This is a genomic window from Psychrobacter sp. CMS30 (assembly GCF_904846565.1).
Taxonomy (GTDB): domain Bacteria; phylum Pseudomonadota; class Gammaproteobacteria; order Pseudomonadales; family Moraxellaceae; genus Psychrobacter; species Psychrobacter maritimus.
Genome location: NZ_CAJHBF010000002.1, coordinates 53,679 through 71,406 on the forward strand (window position 1 = coordinate 53,679; position 17,728 = coordinate 71,406).

Annotated in this window: 11 protein-coding genes and 1 pseudogene; 5 read left to right on the plus strand and 7 right to left on the minus strand. The window is 45.2% G+C overall.

What is annotated here, in order from left to right; translation table 11 throughout:
* Positions 1–11: 11 nt before the first annotated feature.
* The 7 genes and pseudogenes from nuoH to ndhC all read right to left on the minus strand — a co-directional run bounded on the left by nuoH (position 12) and on the right by ndhC (position 9,687).
* Entirely contained in the window at positions 12–1,007 is a 996-nt protein-coding gene (nuoH, locus tag JMX94_RS01230; RefSeq protein WP_201562763.1) for an NADH-quinone oxidoreductase subunit NuoH, read from the minus strand.
* A 49-nt stretch (positions 1,008–1,056) separates the two neighbouring features.
* A complete protein-coding gene (nuoG, locus tag JMX94_RS01235; protein ID WP_201562537.1) occupies positions 1,057–4,161 on the minus strand; it encodes an NADH-quinone oxidoreductase subunit NuoG in 3,105 nt (1,034 codons plus the stop codon).
* Positions 4,162–4,171: 10 nt separating this feature from the next.
* A pseudogene (locus JMX94_RS01240) lies at positions 4,172–5,593 on the minus strand (NADH-quinone oxidoreductase subunit F).
* Entirely contained in the window at positions 5,590–6,099 is a 510-nt protein-coding gene (nuoE, locus tag JMX94_RS01245; RefSeq protein WP_201562539.1) for an NADH-quinone oxidoreductase subunit NuoE, read from the minus strand. The pseudogene JMX94_RS01240 and the gene nuoE overlap by 4 nt, the downstream one beginning before the upstream one ends.
* A gap of 191 nt (positions 6,100–6,290) precedes the next feature.
* Entirely contained in the window at positions 6,291–8,066 is a 1,776-nt protein-coding gene (gene nuoC, locus JMX94_RS01250) for an NADH-quinone oxidoreductase subunit C/D (RefSeq protein WP_201562541.1), read from the minus strand.
* 198 nt (positions 8,067–8,264) lie between these two features.
* Positions 8,265–8,933, minus strand: coding sequence for an NADH-quinone oxidoreductase subunit B family protein (locus tag JMX94_RS01255; protein ID WP_201562543.1), 669 nt, complete (start codon positions 8,931–8,933; stop codon positions 8,265–8,267).
* Positions 8,934–9,063: 130 nt separating this feature from the next.
* Positions 9,064–9,687: an NADH-quinone oxidoreductase subunit A gene (gene ndhC, locus JMX94_RS01260; protein WP_201562545.1), complete on the minus strand. Its 624-nt coding sequence runs from the start codon at positions 9,685–9,687 to the stop codon at positions 9,064–9,066.
* A 943-nt stretch (positions 9,688–10,630) separates the two neighbouring features.
* Between ndhC and JMX94_RS01265 the strand changes: the two genes are divergently transcribed.
* From JMX94_RS01265 to argB, 5 genes are all read left to right on the plus strand, one after another.
* Complete coding sequence (locus tag JMX94_RS01265) at positions 10,631–12,664, plus strand: UvrD-helicase domain-containing protein (RefSeq protein ID WP_201562547.1); 2,034 nt, start codon at positions 10,631–10,633, stop codon at positions 12,662–12,664.
* A 99-nt stretch (positions 12,665–12,763) separates the two neighbouring features.
* Entirely contained in the window at positions 12,764–14,167 is a 1,404-nt protein-coding gene (mgtE, locus tag JMX94_RS01270) for a magnesium transporter (protein ID WP_201562548.1), read from the plus strand.
* A 146-nt stretch (positions 14,168–14,313) separates the two neighbouring features.
* Positions 14,314–14,778: a dUTP diphosphatase gene (gene dut, locus JMX94_RS01275; RefSeq protein ID WP_149489623.1), complete on the plus strand. Its 465-nt coding sequence runs from the start codon at positions 14,314–14,316 to the stop codon at positions 14,776–14,778.
* 108 nt (positions 14,779–14,886) lie between these two features.
* Positions 14,887–16,659, plus strand: coding sequence for a phosphomannomutase (locus JMX94_RS01280; protein WP_201562550.1), 1,773 nt, complete (start codon positions 14,887–14,889; stop codon positions 16,657–16,659).
* Positions 16,660–16,780: 121 nt separating this feature from the next.
* Positions 16,781–17,692: an acetylglutamate kinase gene (argB, locus tag JMX94_RS01285; RefSeq protein ID WP_201562552.1), complete on the plus strand. Its 912-nt coding sequence runs from the start codon at positions 16,781–16,783 to the stop codon at positions 17,690–17,692.
* Positions 17,693–17,728: the final 36 nt, after the last annotated feature.

The window sequence follows — 17,728 nt, forward strand, 5'->3', positions numbered from 1 at the left end:
ACTAGTAATGACTATAACGTTGGGGAAAAAATCAAAATGACTGCAGCAGTAACCAACAGATTAATCAAGGTTACCGGCAGGCAGACTTTCCAGCCAAAGTTCATCACCTGATCATAGCGCGGACGCATGAGTGAGCCTCGAGCCAAAATAAACATGGTCATAAAGAATAGTGTCTTAATCATGAACCAAAAAGCTGGTGGAATAAACGGAATATCTAAATTAAACGGCGCAAGCCAACCACCGAAGAACAAACAAGTCATCAACGCAGAAATCAGTACGACGTTGACATATTCACCGATAAAAAACATACCAAACTTCATGCCAGAATATTCGACATGATAACCTTCGGCCAATTCTTGCTCGGCTTCTGGCTGATCAAATGGATGTCTATGGGTAACAGCAACACCAGCAACGACAAAGGTTAAAAAGCCAAAGAATTGCGGAATGATATACCAGCCGTCAATTTGCGATTCAACGATTTCGCGTAGGTTGAATGAACCTGTTAAGGCAACCACACCCATCAATGATAAGCCTAAAAACACTTCATAACTGATGGTTTGCGCCGCAGAACGTAAGCCGCCAAGTAAAGAGAACTTATTGGCCGATGCCCAGCCACCGAACATCACCGCATAGACAGCAATACCTGCCATAGCAAAGAAGAACAAAATACCGATATCCCAATCAGCAACTCCAAGAGATGGCGAGATAGGAATAATGGCAAAAGAGGCCAAAGCAGTAAACATGGCAACCGCAGGCGCCAAGGTAAACATAAACTTATCGGTAAAGTTTGGCGTCCAATCTTCTTTAAAGAAGATTTTGAGCATATCAGCAACCAGCTGCAACGAGCCAAACGGACCAACACGGTTAGGACCATAACGGTCTTGCCAGAGTGCTAGCATGCGGCGCTCATAAATAATCATCATTGCCGCGACAATGACGACCACCAAAAAGATGACCAGCGATTGCACGACCATAAAGAGTATCGACCAGGTATCAAAGGTCATCATACCAGCCAAAAAGCTTGGCACATCAGGGATAATACGGGTAACTTGCATATTACACCTCCTGTGTGGTGGTCGGCGCGCTGCTTACTTGTGTTGCGCGGTTATTGGTATTGGCGGTTAAATTACTATCAGTCGCCATGCTGCCCATCATCGTCACCGGCGCATCAACTTTACGTACCGATGCTGGCATTGACGGATGGATGATATCCACCTGCCCAACCGGATAGCCGATACAACCTTCTGCTAAGTAACCAACCAGCTCAACGGGTAAGGTGATTTGCTGTTTATCAATCTCAATCGCCAGATAATCACCCGCTGCAAGACCCCAGTCTTTTGCATCGTCAATACCGACGCGCCATGTGGCTAGCGGTAATTGCTCAGCAACCACTGGGCTACGTGATGCCATCATAGAGCTGGCATAAAGGTTATAAATCGGTACCAGTTTTGCTTGTCCTTGCTGCATATCCGTGGTCGTCACCGAAGTAACTTCTGGGGCAACATATTGACGCGTGGCTAAGCGCTCTAATTGATCAAACAGACGGACGCCTGGATCACCATTTTTGAGGCTACCACCGACTTTATCTTGGTATTTATTCCATGCTTGCGGTGAGTTCCAACCTGCCGCATTGGCAAAAGGAATCATCGAGCTTGGCGTTTGCTTACCGCTATAGCCTTCCATTGAGAAGGTTAAACCGGTATCCAAATCTTTTGGCTGCATCGGCTCATGCACAGATACCGGCGCACGCATAGAAGTACGACCTGAGTAGCGACGCGGCTGACGGGCAATTTTTAGACCGGTCATACGGTAATCGGCATCAGGAGCAGCGCCCTTAATACCAGCAAGTTTAGGATGAGTGGCAACCAATGCATTGATGACGTCATCAAGCTGTGTCCAGTCGACATCGCGACCTTCTAAGCTGCTATGAACAGCATGTAACCAGCGCCAGCCTTCTTTGATACTGCTCATTGGATGATAATATTCGTTATCATAAACTTGGAAGAAGCGCTGCGCACGACCTTCAGCAGAGATAAGCGTACCGTCCGCTTCCGCAAAACTAGCAGCTGGTAAGACGATATCGACATCTTTATGCCAATCAAGGAGCTGATGGTCAAGGGCGATGACGGTTTTATCGGTCAATAACTGGGTTAATTTGTGCGCATCAATGGCATCGGTTAACTGATTTTCAGCAACGATGACCACATCAAAATCAGTGGCTAATAATTCTTCGACTGATTGACCGCCAAGCATACAAACACCAATGCTATTGGCATCAGGAACCGCTAAATAAATACCGGCTTGCGCATGGTATTGTTTATTAACTTCTTTTAGCTCAAGCTTGGTTGCCGGTTTACGTTCGACGTCGTCTTGCGCTTCTGTATCAACACCGGTTTCAGGTTTGTTCGGCTTAGCAGATAAGTCTTTGTCTTCGCTTTGCTGCGGGGTTGCTGCTTGGGCTGCAACCTGCTCATCACGAAGCTGTTTATCACGAACTAGAGCGTTATGCGCCTCAACCTGCTGCTGCTCAGTCGCTTTAATCGCTGCACGTTTTTGGCTCAATGCTTGAGTGATTTGTGCTGCTGCTTCTATCAAAGCAGTCGATGATAAGCTGCTACCAGAGACTACTAACGGCTTATCGGCTTGAATCAAGTCATAAGCAATTTGCTGTGCCAATGCTTGCATAGCATCAACATTAGCATCGTCATCACTATCTGACGTTGGTTCTGCTATTTCTGCTAAATCATCAGCAAAATCAGCAATCGCATCGGCGACTTTAAAGCCAAGCTTAGTAATATCTTCAGGTGTCGCAACAACACTGACTTTACTGATATCTTCTAGCTTAGTTTGGATAACATCGATAACATATACCGGGCTTTGTACACCTTGACCAATACGTTTGACTGGCTCGGCCAACCACGATTGCGTTTTGGTCGCAGCAGCCATTTTAATGGCTTCATTTTTTGCTGCTTGACGAATCGACAGCGCCACACGTGATGAGGTTTGAGTAATATCTTCACCTAGCACCAATACCGCATCGTGGCTTTCAATATCCGTCATACCCGGGTTATAAACTCCCTCAGTACTCAATACTTCAATACATTTATTGACCAGTGCTTGCTGCTGATGATTAAGGCCGGTTGAAAAGTTATCAAAGCCAACCATATTTTTTAGCGCAAAGTTGGTCTCAAGGCTGGCACGTGGTGAGCCAATACCTATGACTTTTTTATCTTTGATACGTTTGATGGTTTCGTCTAACGCATAGTCGATATTAATTTTAACGTGCTTATCATTGATACGTTCGAGCGCTTGCGTTGGACGGTCTTCGCGATTGACATAACCGTAACCAAAGCGACCGCGGTCACATAAGAAGTAACGGTTTACTTCACCGTTATAGCGGTTTTCAATACGGCGTAATTCACCATAACGCTCGCCCGGAGAGATATTACAACCGGCTGAGCAACCATGACAGATGCTTGGCGCATACTGCATATCCCATTTACGGTTATAGCGCTCAGAGTGGGTTTTATCGGTAAAGACACCGGTTGGGCACACTTCGGTTAAGTTACCAGAGAATTCACTTTCGAACTGACCGTCTTTATCACGACCAAAATAAACGCGCTCATTTGAGCCATAAACGCCCAAATCTTCGCCGCCCGCATAGTCTTTATAAAAACGGACGCAGCGATAGCAAGCGATACAGCGGTTCATCTCATGAGCGATAAACGGCCCAAGCTCTTGATTATGATGGGTGCGCTTAGTAAAGCGATAGCGACGACGGCTATGACCTGACATATAGGTCATGTCTTGCAAATGACAATGTCCGCCTTCTTCACAAGTTGGACAGTCATGCGGATGGTTGATCATCAACAGCTCAACCATCGACTTACGAAAGGCTTTGGCTTCATCATCGGTGACCGAGATGTACATATCATCGCCCGGAGCGACCATACATGACATCACCAGGCGACCGCGACCCGCTTCCATATCTTCTTTAGACTGATATTGCTTAACCGCACACTGACGGCAAGAGCCGACTGAACCTAAGGCGGGGTGATAACAAAAATACGGCACATCAATGCCGAGTGATAAACATGCTTGCAGCAAGTTATCTGCGCTATCTACTTCGACAGTGGTTCCATCAATATGTATGACTGCCATGCCGCTCTCCTTATTTCACTTCTGGCTGTTGATTGGCTGCAGCCTCAATGACATCTTCACCAACCGCCTGCGCAATTTTTTGATCAAACTCAGGACGGAAATATTTAATTGCACTCATCAGTGGTTCCATCGCACCCGGCGCATGGGCACAGAAGGTTTTACCGATCCATAAATCACGGGTTAAGCCTTCTAACTTCTCAACGTCACCGATTTGACCTTGACCATCATTGATAGCGGTCAATATTTTTACGCCCCACGGTAAACCATCACGGCACGGTGTACACCAACCACACGATTCGTTGGAAGAAAATCTCAAGGTTGCGCAGTAATGGCACCATATCTTGTTCTCCATCGACGACCATGATTAGCCCTGTACCCATACGGCTACCGGCTTTTTGAATGGTGTCAAAATCGACGACGGTATCTAGATGGTCAGCGGTTAAAAAGTCGGTTGATGCGCCGCCCGTAGCCAAGCCTTAAGCTTTTTACCTTCCTGCATACCGCCAGCAAAATCTTCGATAATTTCGCGCGCCGTATAACCAAATGGTAGCTCCCATAGACCGGGATCATTGACCAAACCTGAACAACCAAATAGCTTGGTACCTGGAGTTTCGACCACGCCTTTGGCTTTTGGTAGATCTTGATACCATTTACTACCGTGCAAAATAATCGCTGAAACGTTATGTAGAGTTTCAACGTTATTAACGACGGTTGGACGTCCCCATGCACCTGCCACCTGCGGAAACGGTGGTTTGGTACGCGGATTGGCACGGCGACCTTCTAGGCAATTAATCAAAGCGGTTTCTTCACCGCAAATATAACGACCAGCGCCGGTATGGACGTGCAAATCAAAGCTAAAGTCAGACCCTAAGATATTGTCGCCGACCAAATTATTGGCACGCAACTCTTCAAGCGCAGCCGTTAGACGCTCTGCTGCTAAGATATACTCGCCGCGAATAAAGATATAACCAGCCGTTGCACCAATCGCGTAGGCAGAAATCAGCATACCTTCGATAAGCTGTAGCGGTAGACGCTCCATCAAGAGACGGTCTTTAAAAGTGCCCGGCTCCATCTCATCGGCATTACAAACCAGATAACGTGGACCGCCATCGGGTGGTGCCATCAGCGACCATTTAATACCGGCTGGGAAACCTGCACCGCCACGACCTTTGACCACTGCTTCTTTAATGGCATTTAAAGTGTCGGCTGGTGATTGGTTTAAAGCCATCTTTAAGGCTTCAAAACCACGTAGCGATTCATAAGTGGCTAAATCCAATACCGCATCGTGATGGGCGAGGCGCCATGTTAATGGTTTGGTTTCACTGGTAGCGGTCGCTTTATCGCCATAAACAGGAATGCGCTGGTCATTTAATTGGCTTGGCGCTTTGCCTTGACCGCGACGAGCAATCTGCTCTGAAATCGTTAAACTCATGCGTATAGCTCCAACAATTGGGCGACTTCGGTGGGCTGCACAGGACCATAGGTGTCTTCATTAATTAAGACAGCAGGACCTTTATCGCAGTTACCCAAACAGCAAATCGGCAATAGCGTAAAGCGGTTATCAGCGGTAGTCTGACCATAGTCGATGCCCAGCTGCGCTTTTAATTCAGCGGCCAGCGCTTCGTAACCGGTTAGATAACAAGCGACCGAATCACAAATAAGGATGACATTGCGACCGACTGGCTGACGATAGATACGGTTAAAGAAGGTTGCCACCCCATCCATATCGGTCACAGGAATATTTAGAATATTAGCGATAGCATTAACTTGTGCATCATCGACCCAGCCATTACGCTTTTGCACGATTTTTAGCGCATCTAAAGACGCTGCCCGTGGATGGGGATAATGATGCATAAACTCATGGATAGCCGCAATTTCTTCAGCGGTTAAGATACTTGCCACATCTACTTTTGGCATTTTATCGGAAACAATTCTCATAATCTTTTTCTTTCCTCACTCAGCCCACTGTTAAGGTTGCGCGCATAGCGCAATGACAGCGTTTTGGTGTGCCAGTTTGGCGATAACATGTTAATGAACGTGTCTTACTTTTAATACTTAACTTCTAATATTTGACATTAATAGCATTTAGCATTGATAAAAGATGATGATAAATGCATTAAGGCTAATATCTAGCGGTCACAATCGGCCATCACAATATCAATCGATGCCAAATACATAATGGCATCGGATACCAATGAGCCATTAATCACCGATGGCATCTGCTGCAGGTGCGCAAATGTCGGCGTACGAATACGAGTACGATAGCTCATCGTCGCTTTATCGGAGGTGATGTAATAACTGTTTAGACCTTTGGTGGCTTCAACAATCGTGGTGCACTCACCCGCTGGCATCACAGGACCCCAAGAAACGGAGATAAAGTGGTTAATCAAGGTTTCGATATCATTCAAGGTACGGTCTTTTGGCGGTGGTACTGCCAACGGATGATCCGCCTTATAAGGACCTTGCGGCATATTATCCATACATTGACGGATGATGCGTAGCGACTGGCGCATCTCTTCGACTTTTACCATACAGCGATCATAAGCATCGCCGTTATAGCCGACTGGGACTTCAAAGTCGTAATTCTCGTAGCCCATGTAAGGGCGTGCTTTACGCAAATCAAAGTCCAAACCTGTCGCACGTAAACCTGCGCCAGTCACGCCCCATGCCAATGCTTGCTTGGTATTATATTGCGCAACGCCTTGGGTACGACCTTTAAGCACACTGTTTTGCAGCGCTGCTTTGACATACTCATCCAGACGTTTTGGCATCCATTCTAGGAACTCGCGAACCAAACGCTGCCAGCCGCGCGGTAAATCATGCGCTGTACCGCCGATACGGAACCACGCTGGATGCATACGGTAACCGGTAACGGCTTCGATAACGTCATAGGCTTTTTGGCGGTCGGTAAACATATAGAATACTGGCGTCATACCGCCCGCATCCTGAATAAAGGTACCGACGAACAGCAAGTTATTGGTAATACGGAAAAACTCACTCATCATCACGCGGATGGTTTCAGCGCGCGGTGGAATAGTAATACCGGCAAGCTTTTCAACCGACATGATATACGGTAACTCATTCATCACACCACCGAGATAGTCGATACGGTCGGTATAAGGAATAAATGAGTGCCACGTTTGACGCTCAGCCATTTTTTCGGCGCCGCGATGGTGATAGCCAATATCGGGAATACAATCGACGACTTCTTCGCCATCAAGCTGAAGTACCAAACGGAAAGCACCGTGAGCCGATGGATGGTTAGGACCGATGTTCAAGAACATAAAGTCTTCATCACGACCCGAGCGTTTCATGCCCCACTCTTCAGGGACAAAGCGCAGGTTTTCTTGCTCGTATTGTTGTTTGGCGGTATTCAAGAAATACGGGGTAAATTCAGTCGCCCGCGCATGATATTCTTTGCGCAGTGGATGACCTTCCCAATATTTTGGCAATAAGATACGGGTTAAATGCGGATGACCTGTAAAGACAATACCAAACATATCCCACACTTCACGCTCATACCAGTTGGCATTTGGCCAAATCTTGGTCGCGCTCGGTACATTAATATCGTCTTCGCTTAGCGCGACTTTGATACGCACATCGCTATTGCGCTCAAGCGACATCAAATGATAAAACACCGTAAAATCGCTGTCAGGCAACCCTTGGCGATGTTGACGCAAGCGCTCATCTATCGCTGATAAGTCAAAGAGCATGACATAAGGTTTTGGCAATTTACGCAGGTATAATAGAACGTCTAATAAGTCGGCACGCGCAACCCACACCGTTGGAATCTCATCCACCGTGTGCTGTACGACAAACTTACCGGCATACTTCTGCTCAAGCTCGGTGATAACCGCTGGGACAGGCTTAATCTTAGGATCTATGTTTTCGACTACCGTGACCATGAATGATGTATTCCTTCATTAATCATAATTAAGCTATGTTGAACACAACTGAACTATGTTGATCATAACTGAACTACGATGAATATATGCGTACTGAGCATTTTTACGGATTATGAATGATTGAGCCAAACAAGCACATAAAATACCTTATGCTTAAATATTGCTTTTTCACATACAGTTTGGCTACATGCTTGCTGATTAAATACTATCTGGGCTACGCAAGTTTTTCACAGCGATACGGTCCGCTTGCTTACGGTCACGCTCAGGCGTCATTTGTGGCTGATAGATACCCTGCTCATTGACATGAATACCCAGCGGACGACGCTCTTTGGTAATCGACTCTTGCAGCAGCATCAAGCCTTGAATCAAAGCTTCTGGACGCGGCGGACAACCGGGGACATAGACATCGACAGGTATGATTTTATCCACGCCTTGCACCACTGAGTAGATGTCATACATACCGCCCGAGTTGGCACAAGCACCCATTGAGATGACCCATTTTGGCTCAAGCATTTGCTCATATAGACGCTGAATAACCGGTGCCATTTTTACAAAGCAAGTACCAGCAACAATCATCACGTCCGCCTGACGGGGCGAGGCGCGAATAACTTCGGCACCAAAGCGTGATAAATCGTGAACCGCAGTTAAGGTAGTTGCATATTCGACATAACAGCATGAGGTACCAAAGTTAAATGGCCACAGTGAGTGCTTGCGCCCCCAGTTTGCTGTTGAATGGACAAGGTCTTCGAGACGACCCATAAAGACGTTTTTATTGACTTCGTCTTCGAGCGGGTCATTGACCGTTTGACTAGTCTGTGCAGGATAGGTATCTGCATCAGGGTTGGCTTTTGTTAATGTGTATTTCATAACATACAACCTTTATTTTAAGCGCCATGCGGCAATCAGATTGCCACTACGAGCGCCATAACTTCTATTATGAATAAATTAATCATGCTGACATGCGGGAATAAGGCTAAAGCAATCTAGCTATAAGCAATTAGCGTTCGACCTTATCGGGCTGCGCAGAGGTGGCAAAATCCACGGAGGTAATATTACCTGTGGTATTAATATGATCGATATTCTGCAAATGACGACGATTGGTCTCAATGTTGTTCGAGACATTAATTTGCCCTGAAGATTGCGCCGGTATTTTACCCGTCGGATCAACCATCAGCTCATCAACGCCATCAAATTTGGTGATGTCTGCCAAATTGAAACCTGCCGGAGCCGCATGTAAGCGAGGTTGCTTACGGCGTTTATCCGCCGGTGCCCAGTTCATCGCACCCAGACTGAGCTCGTATACCAAGCCAATAATCAAGATGGTGATAAATATCGCGGCAGCGACAAAGCCAAGCCAGCCAGCCTCACGAACGGAAACCGCATAGGCATATAGATACAGCGCTTCTAAATCAAAAATAACGAAGAAGATGGCCACCAAATAGAATTTAGCAGACAAACGAATGCGGGCGTTGCCAGCTCCGACAACACCCGCTTCAAATACCTCTTCTTTTTGTGAGCCCTGAGAGCGACCGCCAAGTAAGCGCGGAACGACCAGCATAAATACAACTAGCCCAATGGCGGCTAAAATAAAAGCGATTGCTGACCAATTAAAAGCAGACATGATAATACGTGCTCCTCACCCAATCGAGTGTCAAGCGCACCGCAAATACTCACAAATAATGGTGGTAATGGCGACAGGCGTAACGCAGACGAAAACACAAAGTAACTGTCATTGAGTCACTTTATTTGAGTAAATTTGTTTAAATAACTCAGTGATTATATAAATCAATGACTATTATAGCTACTGTGCTGGTAATAACCAATTATCAAGCTTATTGACGACGATGTCAGACGTGACCAACTGTAGATGTTCCGCTCTGTACACGGATAAAAAGGCTGGTCGCCCAACGTATCTTGTAACAACGTAAGATCAACGTATTAAATCAATATCATATCCGGTGTTTACTTAATTGATTTAATAGCTCATTACACGTGGTCAACAATGACGTGACAACTGGCATAAATTATTTACGTACTATACGCATATCGGCAATCAAAAGCTAGTTTTTAACTGCATTGAACGGTCATTTTCTCTGCAAAAAAAATATGTTTTTTTTACTACGACCTATGATATAGACGTTACCTTATATTAAGCCCAAATCCATATTTCTAAAAAGGCGCTGGTATATATAGTGTAAGTTACGCAATCCAAACGCTTTTTTACTCGGCACGCATCCTTCAACTCCTCACCCAAAGATAGGGTTTTTGCTTTATAATGACCCACCGAATTCCATGGCCCTATCGGCAGCTTTTTTAATGACGGCACTTATGGTTAATTGTCACAAAATATTAACTGCTCTGTGCTTAATTAACAGACGGATTGAATAATCCTATCGACGCCATGTTTTGATATCAAGATGAGGCAACAAGCTATAATGCTATGTTGTCATGTTGCACTAGCAATTTGCTTAATGCGTGCGATATTGATTGAACTTAGCGGCTGTTAATATCGAAGCTCGCCCCCTTTTGCTTACTTTTTTTGCTTTTGTCTTACAGGTCACCTTATGAGTCAACTTAATCCCAAACAACAAGAAGCGATGCTCTACGTATCTGGTCCATTGCTCGTGCTAGCAGGTGCTGGCTCCGGTAAGACATCGGTGATTACCCGTAAAATTGCCTATCTAATCGAAGAATGCAACATGCCAGCCGAGCGCATTACGGCGGTGACCTTTACCAATAAAGCGGCGCGGGAGATGAAAGCCCGGGTCAGTAAATTGCTGCCGAGTGAAAAAACCCGCGGGCTGACAGTGTCTACCTTTCACCAGTTCGGGCTACAGTTTTTACGTTATGAGCTAATCCATACGCCATTGAAAGGTAACTTTTCCATCATGGACAGCGACGACAGCAAACGTCTGTTGATGGAGCTGATGATGCGTGACAACTTAAGCGGCGCGGAAAGTCGTGAGCTGGTAGGCAAAGCGATAAAAATGATTTCTGATTGGAAAAACGATCTGATTGAGCCGGACAAGGCAATGGAAACTTTGGACGATCCAGAAGATATGATTTTTGCCACCCTTTATGCTTTATATGAGCGCAATCTGCGTGCTTATAATGCCGTTGATTTTGACGATTTGATTGTCTTGCCGACCAAAATATTACGTGAAAATAGAGAGCTGCGTGATAAATGGCAAAACCGTATTCGTTACTTGCTGGTCGATGAGTATCAAGATACCAATACCGCCCAGTATGAGATGATTAAATATCTGGTCGGACCGCAAGGACGCTTTACCGTTGTTGGTGATGACGACCAATCTATCTATGCGTGGCGCGGTGCTAAACCTGAAAACATGGGATTACTGAAAGAAGACTTTCCAAAATTAAAAATAGTCATGCTTGAGCAAAACTATCGTTCAACCACGCGTATCTTGACCTCTGCCAACGCCGTTATTACCAATAACGAGCATTTATTTGAAAAGAAACTCTGGTCAGATAAAGGTCAAGGCGAAAAAATTCGTATTATTAATTGTCGTAATGATGATGATGAATCCGAGCGCGTGGCAAAAGAGATTGTCACGCATAAATTGCGTTTCGGTAATGAATGGGAGCAATACGCCGTTCTTTATCGCAGTAACTTTCAGGCGCGCATGCTAGAGGCACAACTTCGTCAGTTGCAAGTGCCTTATAAGTTATCAGGTGGTCAGTCGTTCTTTGCCCGTAGTGAAATCAAAGACATCATGGGTTATTTGCGTTTGATTCTTAACCCAGAAGATGACAGCGCATTTTTACGGATTATCAATACGCCGAAGCGCGGGATGGGACCGGCAACCCTTGAAAAGCTTGGTTTATTTTCACAAGAACATAGCATATCATTATTGGCGTCTTGTACCCACGCCGGTCTTGCTCACGTCTTGCCGTCTAAGGCTTATGGGACATTGAAGGAGTTTGGCGATTTTATTGGCCACTATACCCGTGAGCTCGATCAGCATCCCGACCCCGTGCCAATCGTGCGTCAAATGATTGATGAAACCGGTTATATCGACTTTGTCCGTAGCGATTCTAAAACGCCACAACAAGAAAAAAATCGTATCGATAATATCGACATGCTATATACCAGTATTCAATCGCTGATAAATCGCGCCGAAGAAGATGAAGACCGCACCATTGATACCATCATTCGTAAGCTGGTCTTGCTTGATATGCTCGAGCAGCAGCAAGAAGAAGAAAATACCAATAAAGTCAACCTCATGACCTTACATGCGGCAAAAGGTTTGGAGTTTGATTTTGTTTATATCATGGGGCTTGAGGAAGAGATGCTACCGCACCGCAACTCTATCCTAAGCGAGACGGTCGAAGAAGAGCGCCGCTTGATGTATGTAGGCATTACCCGCGCCCGTCGTGAGCTGACATTGACACTTGCCACCCAGCGCCGCGCAGGCGGGCAAATGCGCGTGACGTCTGAATCACGCTTTTTAGATGAATTGCCAGAAGATCATATCGACTGGCCAGCCAAAGCGAAAAAGAAAAAGGCCAGCAAAGACCCTGAAAAAGTTGCTGATGAATACTTGGCCAATATTCGTGCTTTATTAGGTAATCGCTAAGTTTGATAGCTAAAATTGGCTGATAAATACTGCTAATCTATTAAATATAAAGCCGATACTTTAATTATTATTAATACCTTTTAAAAACTTGGAACTTTTATGCCCACCTCGACGCCGAATGCTGAACGCCCATCGACACGACAGGGAGACTACAATCCGGCGGAATCTAACAGCGAATATAAACTGCTGTATTTGCAAGAGTTGGTCGCGGATAAAGCCTATGAGGCCATTACCGAGTTTTTAGCCAAGCAATCAGAATATGAGATTGCCAGCTTATTAGAATCATTTCCTAGCCAAAATCGCTTATTGATTTGGGCACAAGTACCAGAAGATATCAAAGGCGAAGTGCTTGCAGAGCTGGAGTTTGATACCCGCCAGCCGCTGTTAGAAAACATCTCTTCAAAAGAGATATCGCTTTTTACCCAAGACCTTGATGCGCAAGATATCTCCGAGATTCTAGACACCGTTACCGAAAGTGTGCGCACCTCGGTGATGGCAACTCTAGATGAAGATATTCGCATTCAGGTCAATAAGCTCGATACCTATGCCGACTGGGAAGTTGGTAGTTATATGGATCCTGATCTTATTCAGATTAGAGACGATATTACGCTAGCGGAAGTACAAAACTGGCTGCGAGAAAATGACGACCTGCTCGATGACGAGAGCCAAGAGCTATTGGTCGTCGACCAAAGCCAGCAATTACTCGGGCTGCTCAGTTTGGTCGATTTGATTAAACATGACCAACGTACCCTAGTATCGGCATTAATTGATGCGGCCATTACCATCAATGACCGCTTAGACATTCAAGATGCGGCAGCGATTTTCCGTTCAGAAGACATTCGCTTTGCCCCGGTGATTAACAGTCACGGCGAGCTGGTCGGCCAGTTAAATGGCGAAGATATCATGGAGATTATCCAAGATGATGTCGACAGCACCATGAAAAACCTTGCCGGTGTCAGCCAAGACGAAGAGCTGTTTGCGCCTATTTTGACCAGTGCTAAAAGCCGTAGTATTTGGCTTGGTATTAATTTATGCACCGCGCTATTGGCCGCCGCAGTGATTGGCCAGTTTGAAGCCGTACTGGCAAAGGTCGTGGCGCTGGCAATATTAATGCCCGTGGTTGCCAGTATGGGCGGTATTGCAGGCTCGCAAACGCTTACCGTCGTCATTCGTGGTATGGCGATGGGTCAAATCGGTGGCTCAAACCGCTTATGGTTATTGAATAAAGAGCTGTGGGTTGGGGCGATAAACGGTATCATATGGGCGATAATCATGGCGTTTATTGCCCAATTGTGGTTTCATGACATTAAAATCAGCGCTGTCATTGGGCTTGCTATCGCGATTAATATGACCGCCGCCAACGTTTCAGGCATTAGTATTCCGCTGATGCTTAAACGTATGAATATCGACCCTGCGCTATCCGCCTCGGTTATCTTAACCACCGTGACCGATATTGTCGGCTTTATGTCGTTTTTGGGCTTGGCGAGCGTGTTGATTCTTTAGTCAATCGCCTATGAAAACCTGAAAACTAAAAGTTAAAAATCAGCAGCTATTTATAAAAATAGTTGTTGTTAAACATTTAAAACCTAACAGTTAAAAATGTGATTCATTCTGTTTATAAAACCATTACATCGTTAAGTGAGTGCGTTATGCAAGCTGTACAAGTTAAAGTATTAAACCCTAAAATTACTGAAGATAAAGCGTTCTCGCTACCGACACGTGCCACCGATGGCAGCGCAGGTATCGACTTGCGTGCTTGCATTGACGAGCCATTGACGATTAAAGCCGGTGCCACGCATTTGATTGGTACCGGACTTGCGGTTTATATTCAAGACCCTAATTTTGCGGGTATGATTTTACCGCGCTCTGGTCTCGGTCATAAGCATGGTATCGTCTTGGGTAATTTGGTCGGCTTGATTGATGCCGATTATCAAGGTGAGCTGATGGTCAGTATTTGGAATCGCAGCAATGAAGATTTTGTGCTAAATCCTGCCGAGCGTATGGCGCAATATGTGGTTGTACCGGTTGCTCGTCCTGAGTTTGAAGTGGTGGCAGAATTTAGTGATACCAGCGCACGCGGTGCGGGTGGTTTTGGCCACTCTGGTCGTCAGTAGTCCGTACTGATTTACCATTTTAATTGTTGATCATGACGACAATCTAAAAATCATACTAATTTAACAATCATGATAACTTAACAATCACGACAATAAGGAGAGTAAGCGATGCCGTCTTTTGCTGCGCAGCAATCCTTATTTCGTGCTTATGATATTCGTGGTTCGCGCCAGCAGTTTACCAATGACTTTATTCAAGCATTGGGGCACGCTTTTGCTCATCTTTATCAACTTCAGCAAAATACTGATAGTAAAAAACATAGCGCAAAAAATAGCGAAAGAAACAGTGGAAACAATTGCCAAAGCACTAATGAAAAAACCATTGTCGTGATTGGTTATGATGTGCGCCGTGATAGCGATACCATTGCGCAGGCACTTGCTCATATTTTGTCTCAGCAAGGTATACAAGTCATTCAACTTGGCTTAGTGACCACGCCCATGATGATTTTTTGGGCGGAGCAATATCAGGGACATGGCATTATTGTCACTGCCAGCCACTCTGCTAAAGATATTTTAGGGGTGAAATGGCTCGTCAATCATATCTCGCCTAGCAGTGCAGACATTCAAGCGCTATATCATCAACTGGGTATTGATAATGCGCAAAACCCGTCTTTAAGCAGCATTGCTAAGCCCATTTATCATAAACAACAGCATTTGCCTGTTAATCAAGTCGCAAGCGCTTATAGCGACGCCATTACGCAAGTCTTTAAGCAAATTTATCAACATAATAATCAGCTTCTTAACCAAACTGCAGAAGATAGCCAACTACCCTCCTCCAAACTTGATTTGATGGTGGTGATTGATTGTATGCATGGCGCCACCAGCAATATTGCTAAGCCTTTATTTACGCATTTTTGCCAAAGTGTCATCATGCTTAATGATACGCCAGACGGTGACTTTCCCGCCGGCAATCCGGATCCTACTGAGCCGCAGCGTCTTAAGCAGTTGCAGCAAAGCGTGCTTTTGCATCAAGCAGATATAGGTATCGCCTTTGATGGTGATGGCGATCGATTAATGGTGGTTGATAATCGGGGCAAGGTCGTCACACCTGACCATCTGCTTTATCTGTTGGCAACGGTAGCTGTCAATCAGCGCCCTCAGCCTTTAAATGAGTCATTATCAAACGCTCAAGTGCTCTTTGATATTAAATGCTGTCATCATTTACCAAAGCTCATTACTGAACTTGGCGCAACGGCTGTGATTAGTAAAACAGGTAGCAGCCTGATGCGGCAACAAATACAGAATTCTGGCGGTCAAATTATCTTTGCCGGTGAATTATCTGGGCATTTTATTTTTAATGATAGCTACTTTATTCTTTATGATGATGCCATGTATGCTGCATTAAGACTGCTCCATTGGTTAGCTAAACCACAGTCTACTAAGCCGAATTGTGCGAGAAACTTAGCCGATATTATTGATGCTTTACCCGTTATCGTCAGTACAGCTGACCATTATTTACCGCTACCAGAAACCGCTCTTACCGACTGTTCCATCGTGCAGCAACTGGCAAGATTCTGTCAGTATTTACAGCAATTGGTTCATGCGACATCAACTGCTTTTATTACCCAACCTGACCCACAAGCAATCATTAGCTGTGCGCCATCAATTTGTACTTGTTCAGCTAAAAGCCAATATATGACTTTAGAGCAGGCGCAAAAATTATTACCAGTGGGCACCAAGCTCAGCTGTATCGATGGGGTACGTTTGGATTTCGCACGCGGGTTTGGCGTATTACGTCAATCAAATACCAGTCAAAATCTGACCGTGCGCTTCGCTGGTGATAGCATCGCCGATCTTACCGATATTCAAACGAGATTCGCCGCTTTATGCCGCCCATTTAACGAGCATTTAGCCACGCAAATTTTGGCTATTGTTGCTGAATAGGTATTATTTAACTGATTTTATACCGTTTATTTTATTAGAGAACGTCTTATTAGAGAACGCCACACAGAAACAGAAACCCTCAATTAATCCACCGCTTAACCCTGTCTTTTAGGAGCTTGTCATGACGCTTAATTTGGATGAAGCCAAAATTACCGCAGAAGTATTAACCACGGCGCTGCCTTATATTCAACGCTTTGTTGATAAGCTCATTGTAGTTAAATACGGCGGCAATGCCATGACCGACCCTGCGCTTGAAAGCTCCTTTGCCCGTGATATCGTCTTATTAAAAACCGTTGGCATGCATCCTGTGGTCGTACATGGCGGTGGTCCACAAGTGGATAATCTGTTAAAAGAGCTTGGTCGTCAATCTGATCGTATAGACGGCATGCGCGTGACTGATAAAAGCACGATGGATATCGTCGAGATGGTACTCGGCGGTAGCGTCAATAAATCTATCGTTAGCTTAATCAATAAGCACGGTGGACGCGCGATTGGTCTGACGGGTAAAGACGCCAATTTAATCCTAGCTAAAAAGTTAATGATGGAAAAAATAGGTGCAGATGGTATTGCCGTGCCCGTCGATTTGGGCTTTGTCGGTGATGTGGTCAGTGTCAATAAAGACGTGATTAATATGCTGATTGCCTCTGATTTTATCCCTGTTATCGCCCCTCTTGGCGTCGATGAAGAAGGCAATACTTATAATATCAATGCCGATTTGGTCGCGGGTAAAGTTGCAGAGTTTTTGCAGGCAGAAAAGCTCATGCTCCTAACCAATATTAAAGGGGTATTGGGACGCGACGGTGAAGTCGTCACTGGATTAACGCCAAAGACAGTCGATAGCCTTATTGAAGATGGTACGATTTCAGGCGGTATGATTCCTAAGATTCAATGTGCGCTTGATGCGGTACGTAGGGGCGTAAAAAGTGCCGTTATCGTCGATGGTCGTGTGCCGCATGCGACGCTGTTGGAGATTTTTACCAATAAAGGGGTTGGTACACTTATCAGTCGTGATTTAGACTTACTTAACGAATAGCTGCAATAATTTATGAAAAAATCCCGAGCTTGGTTT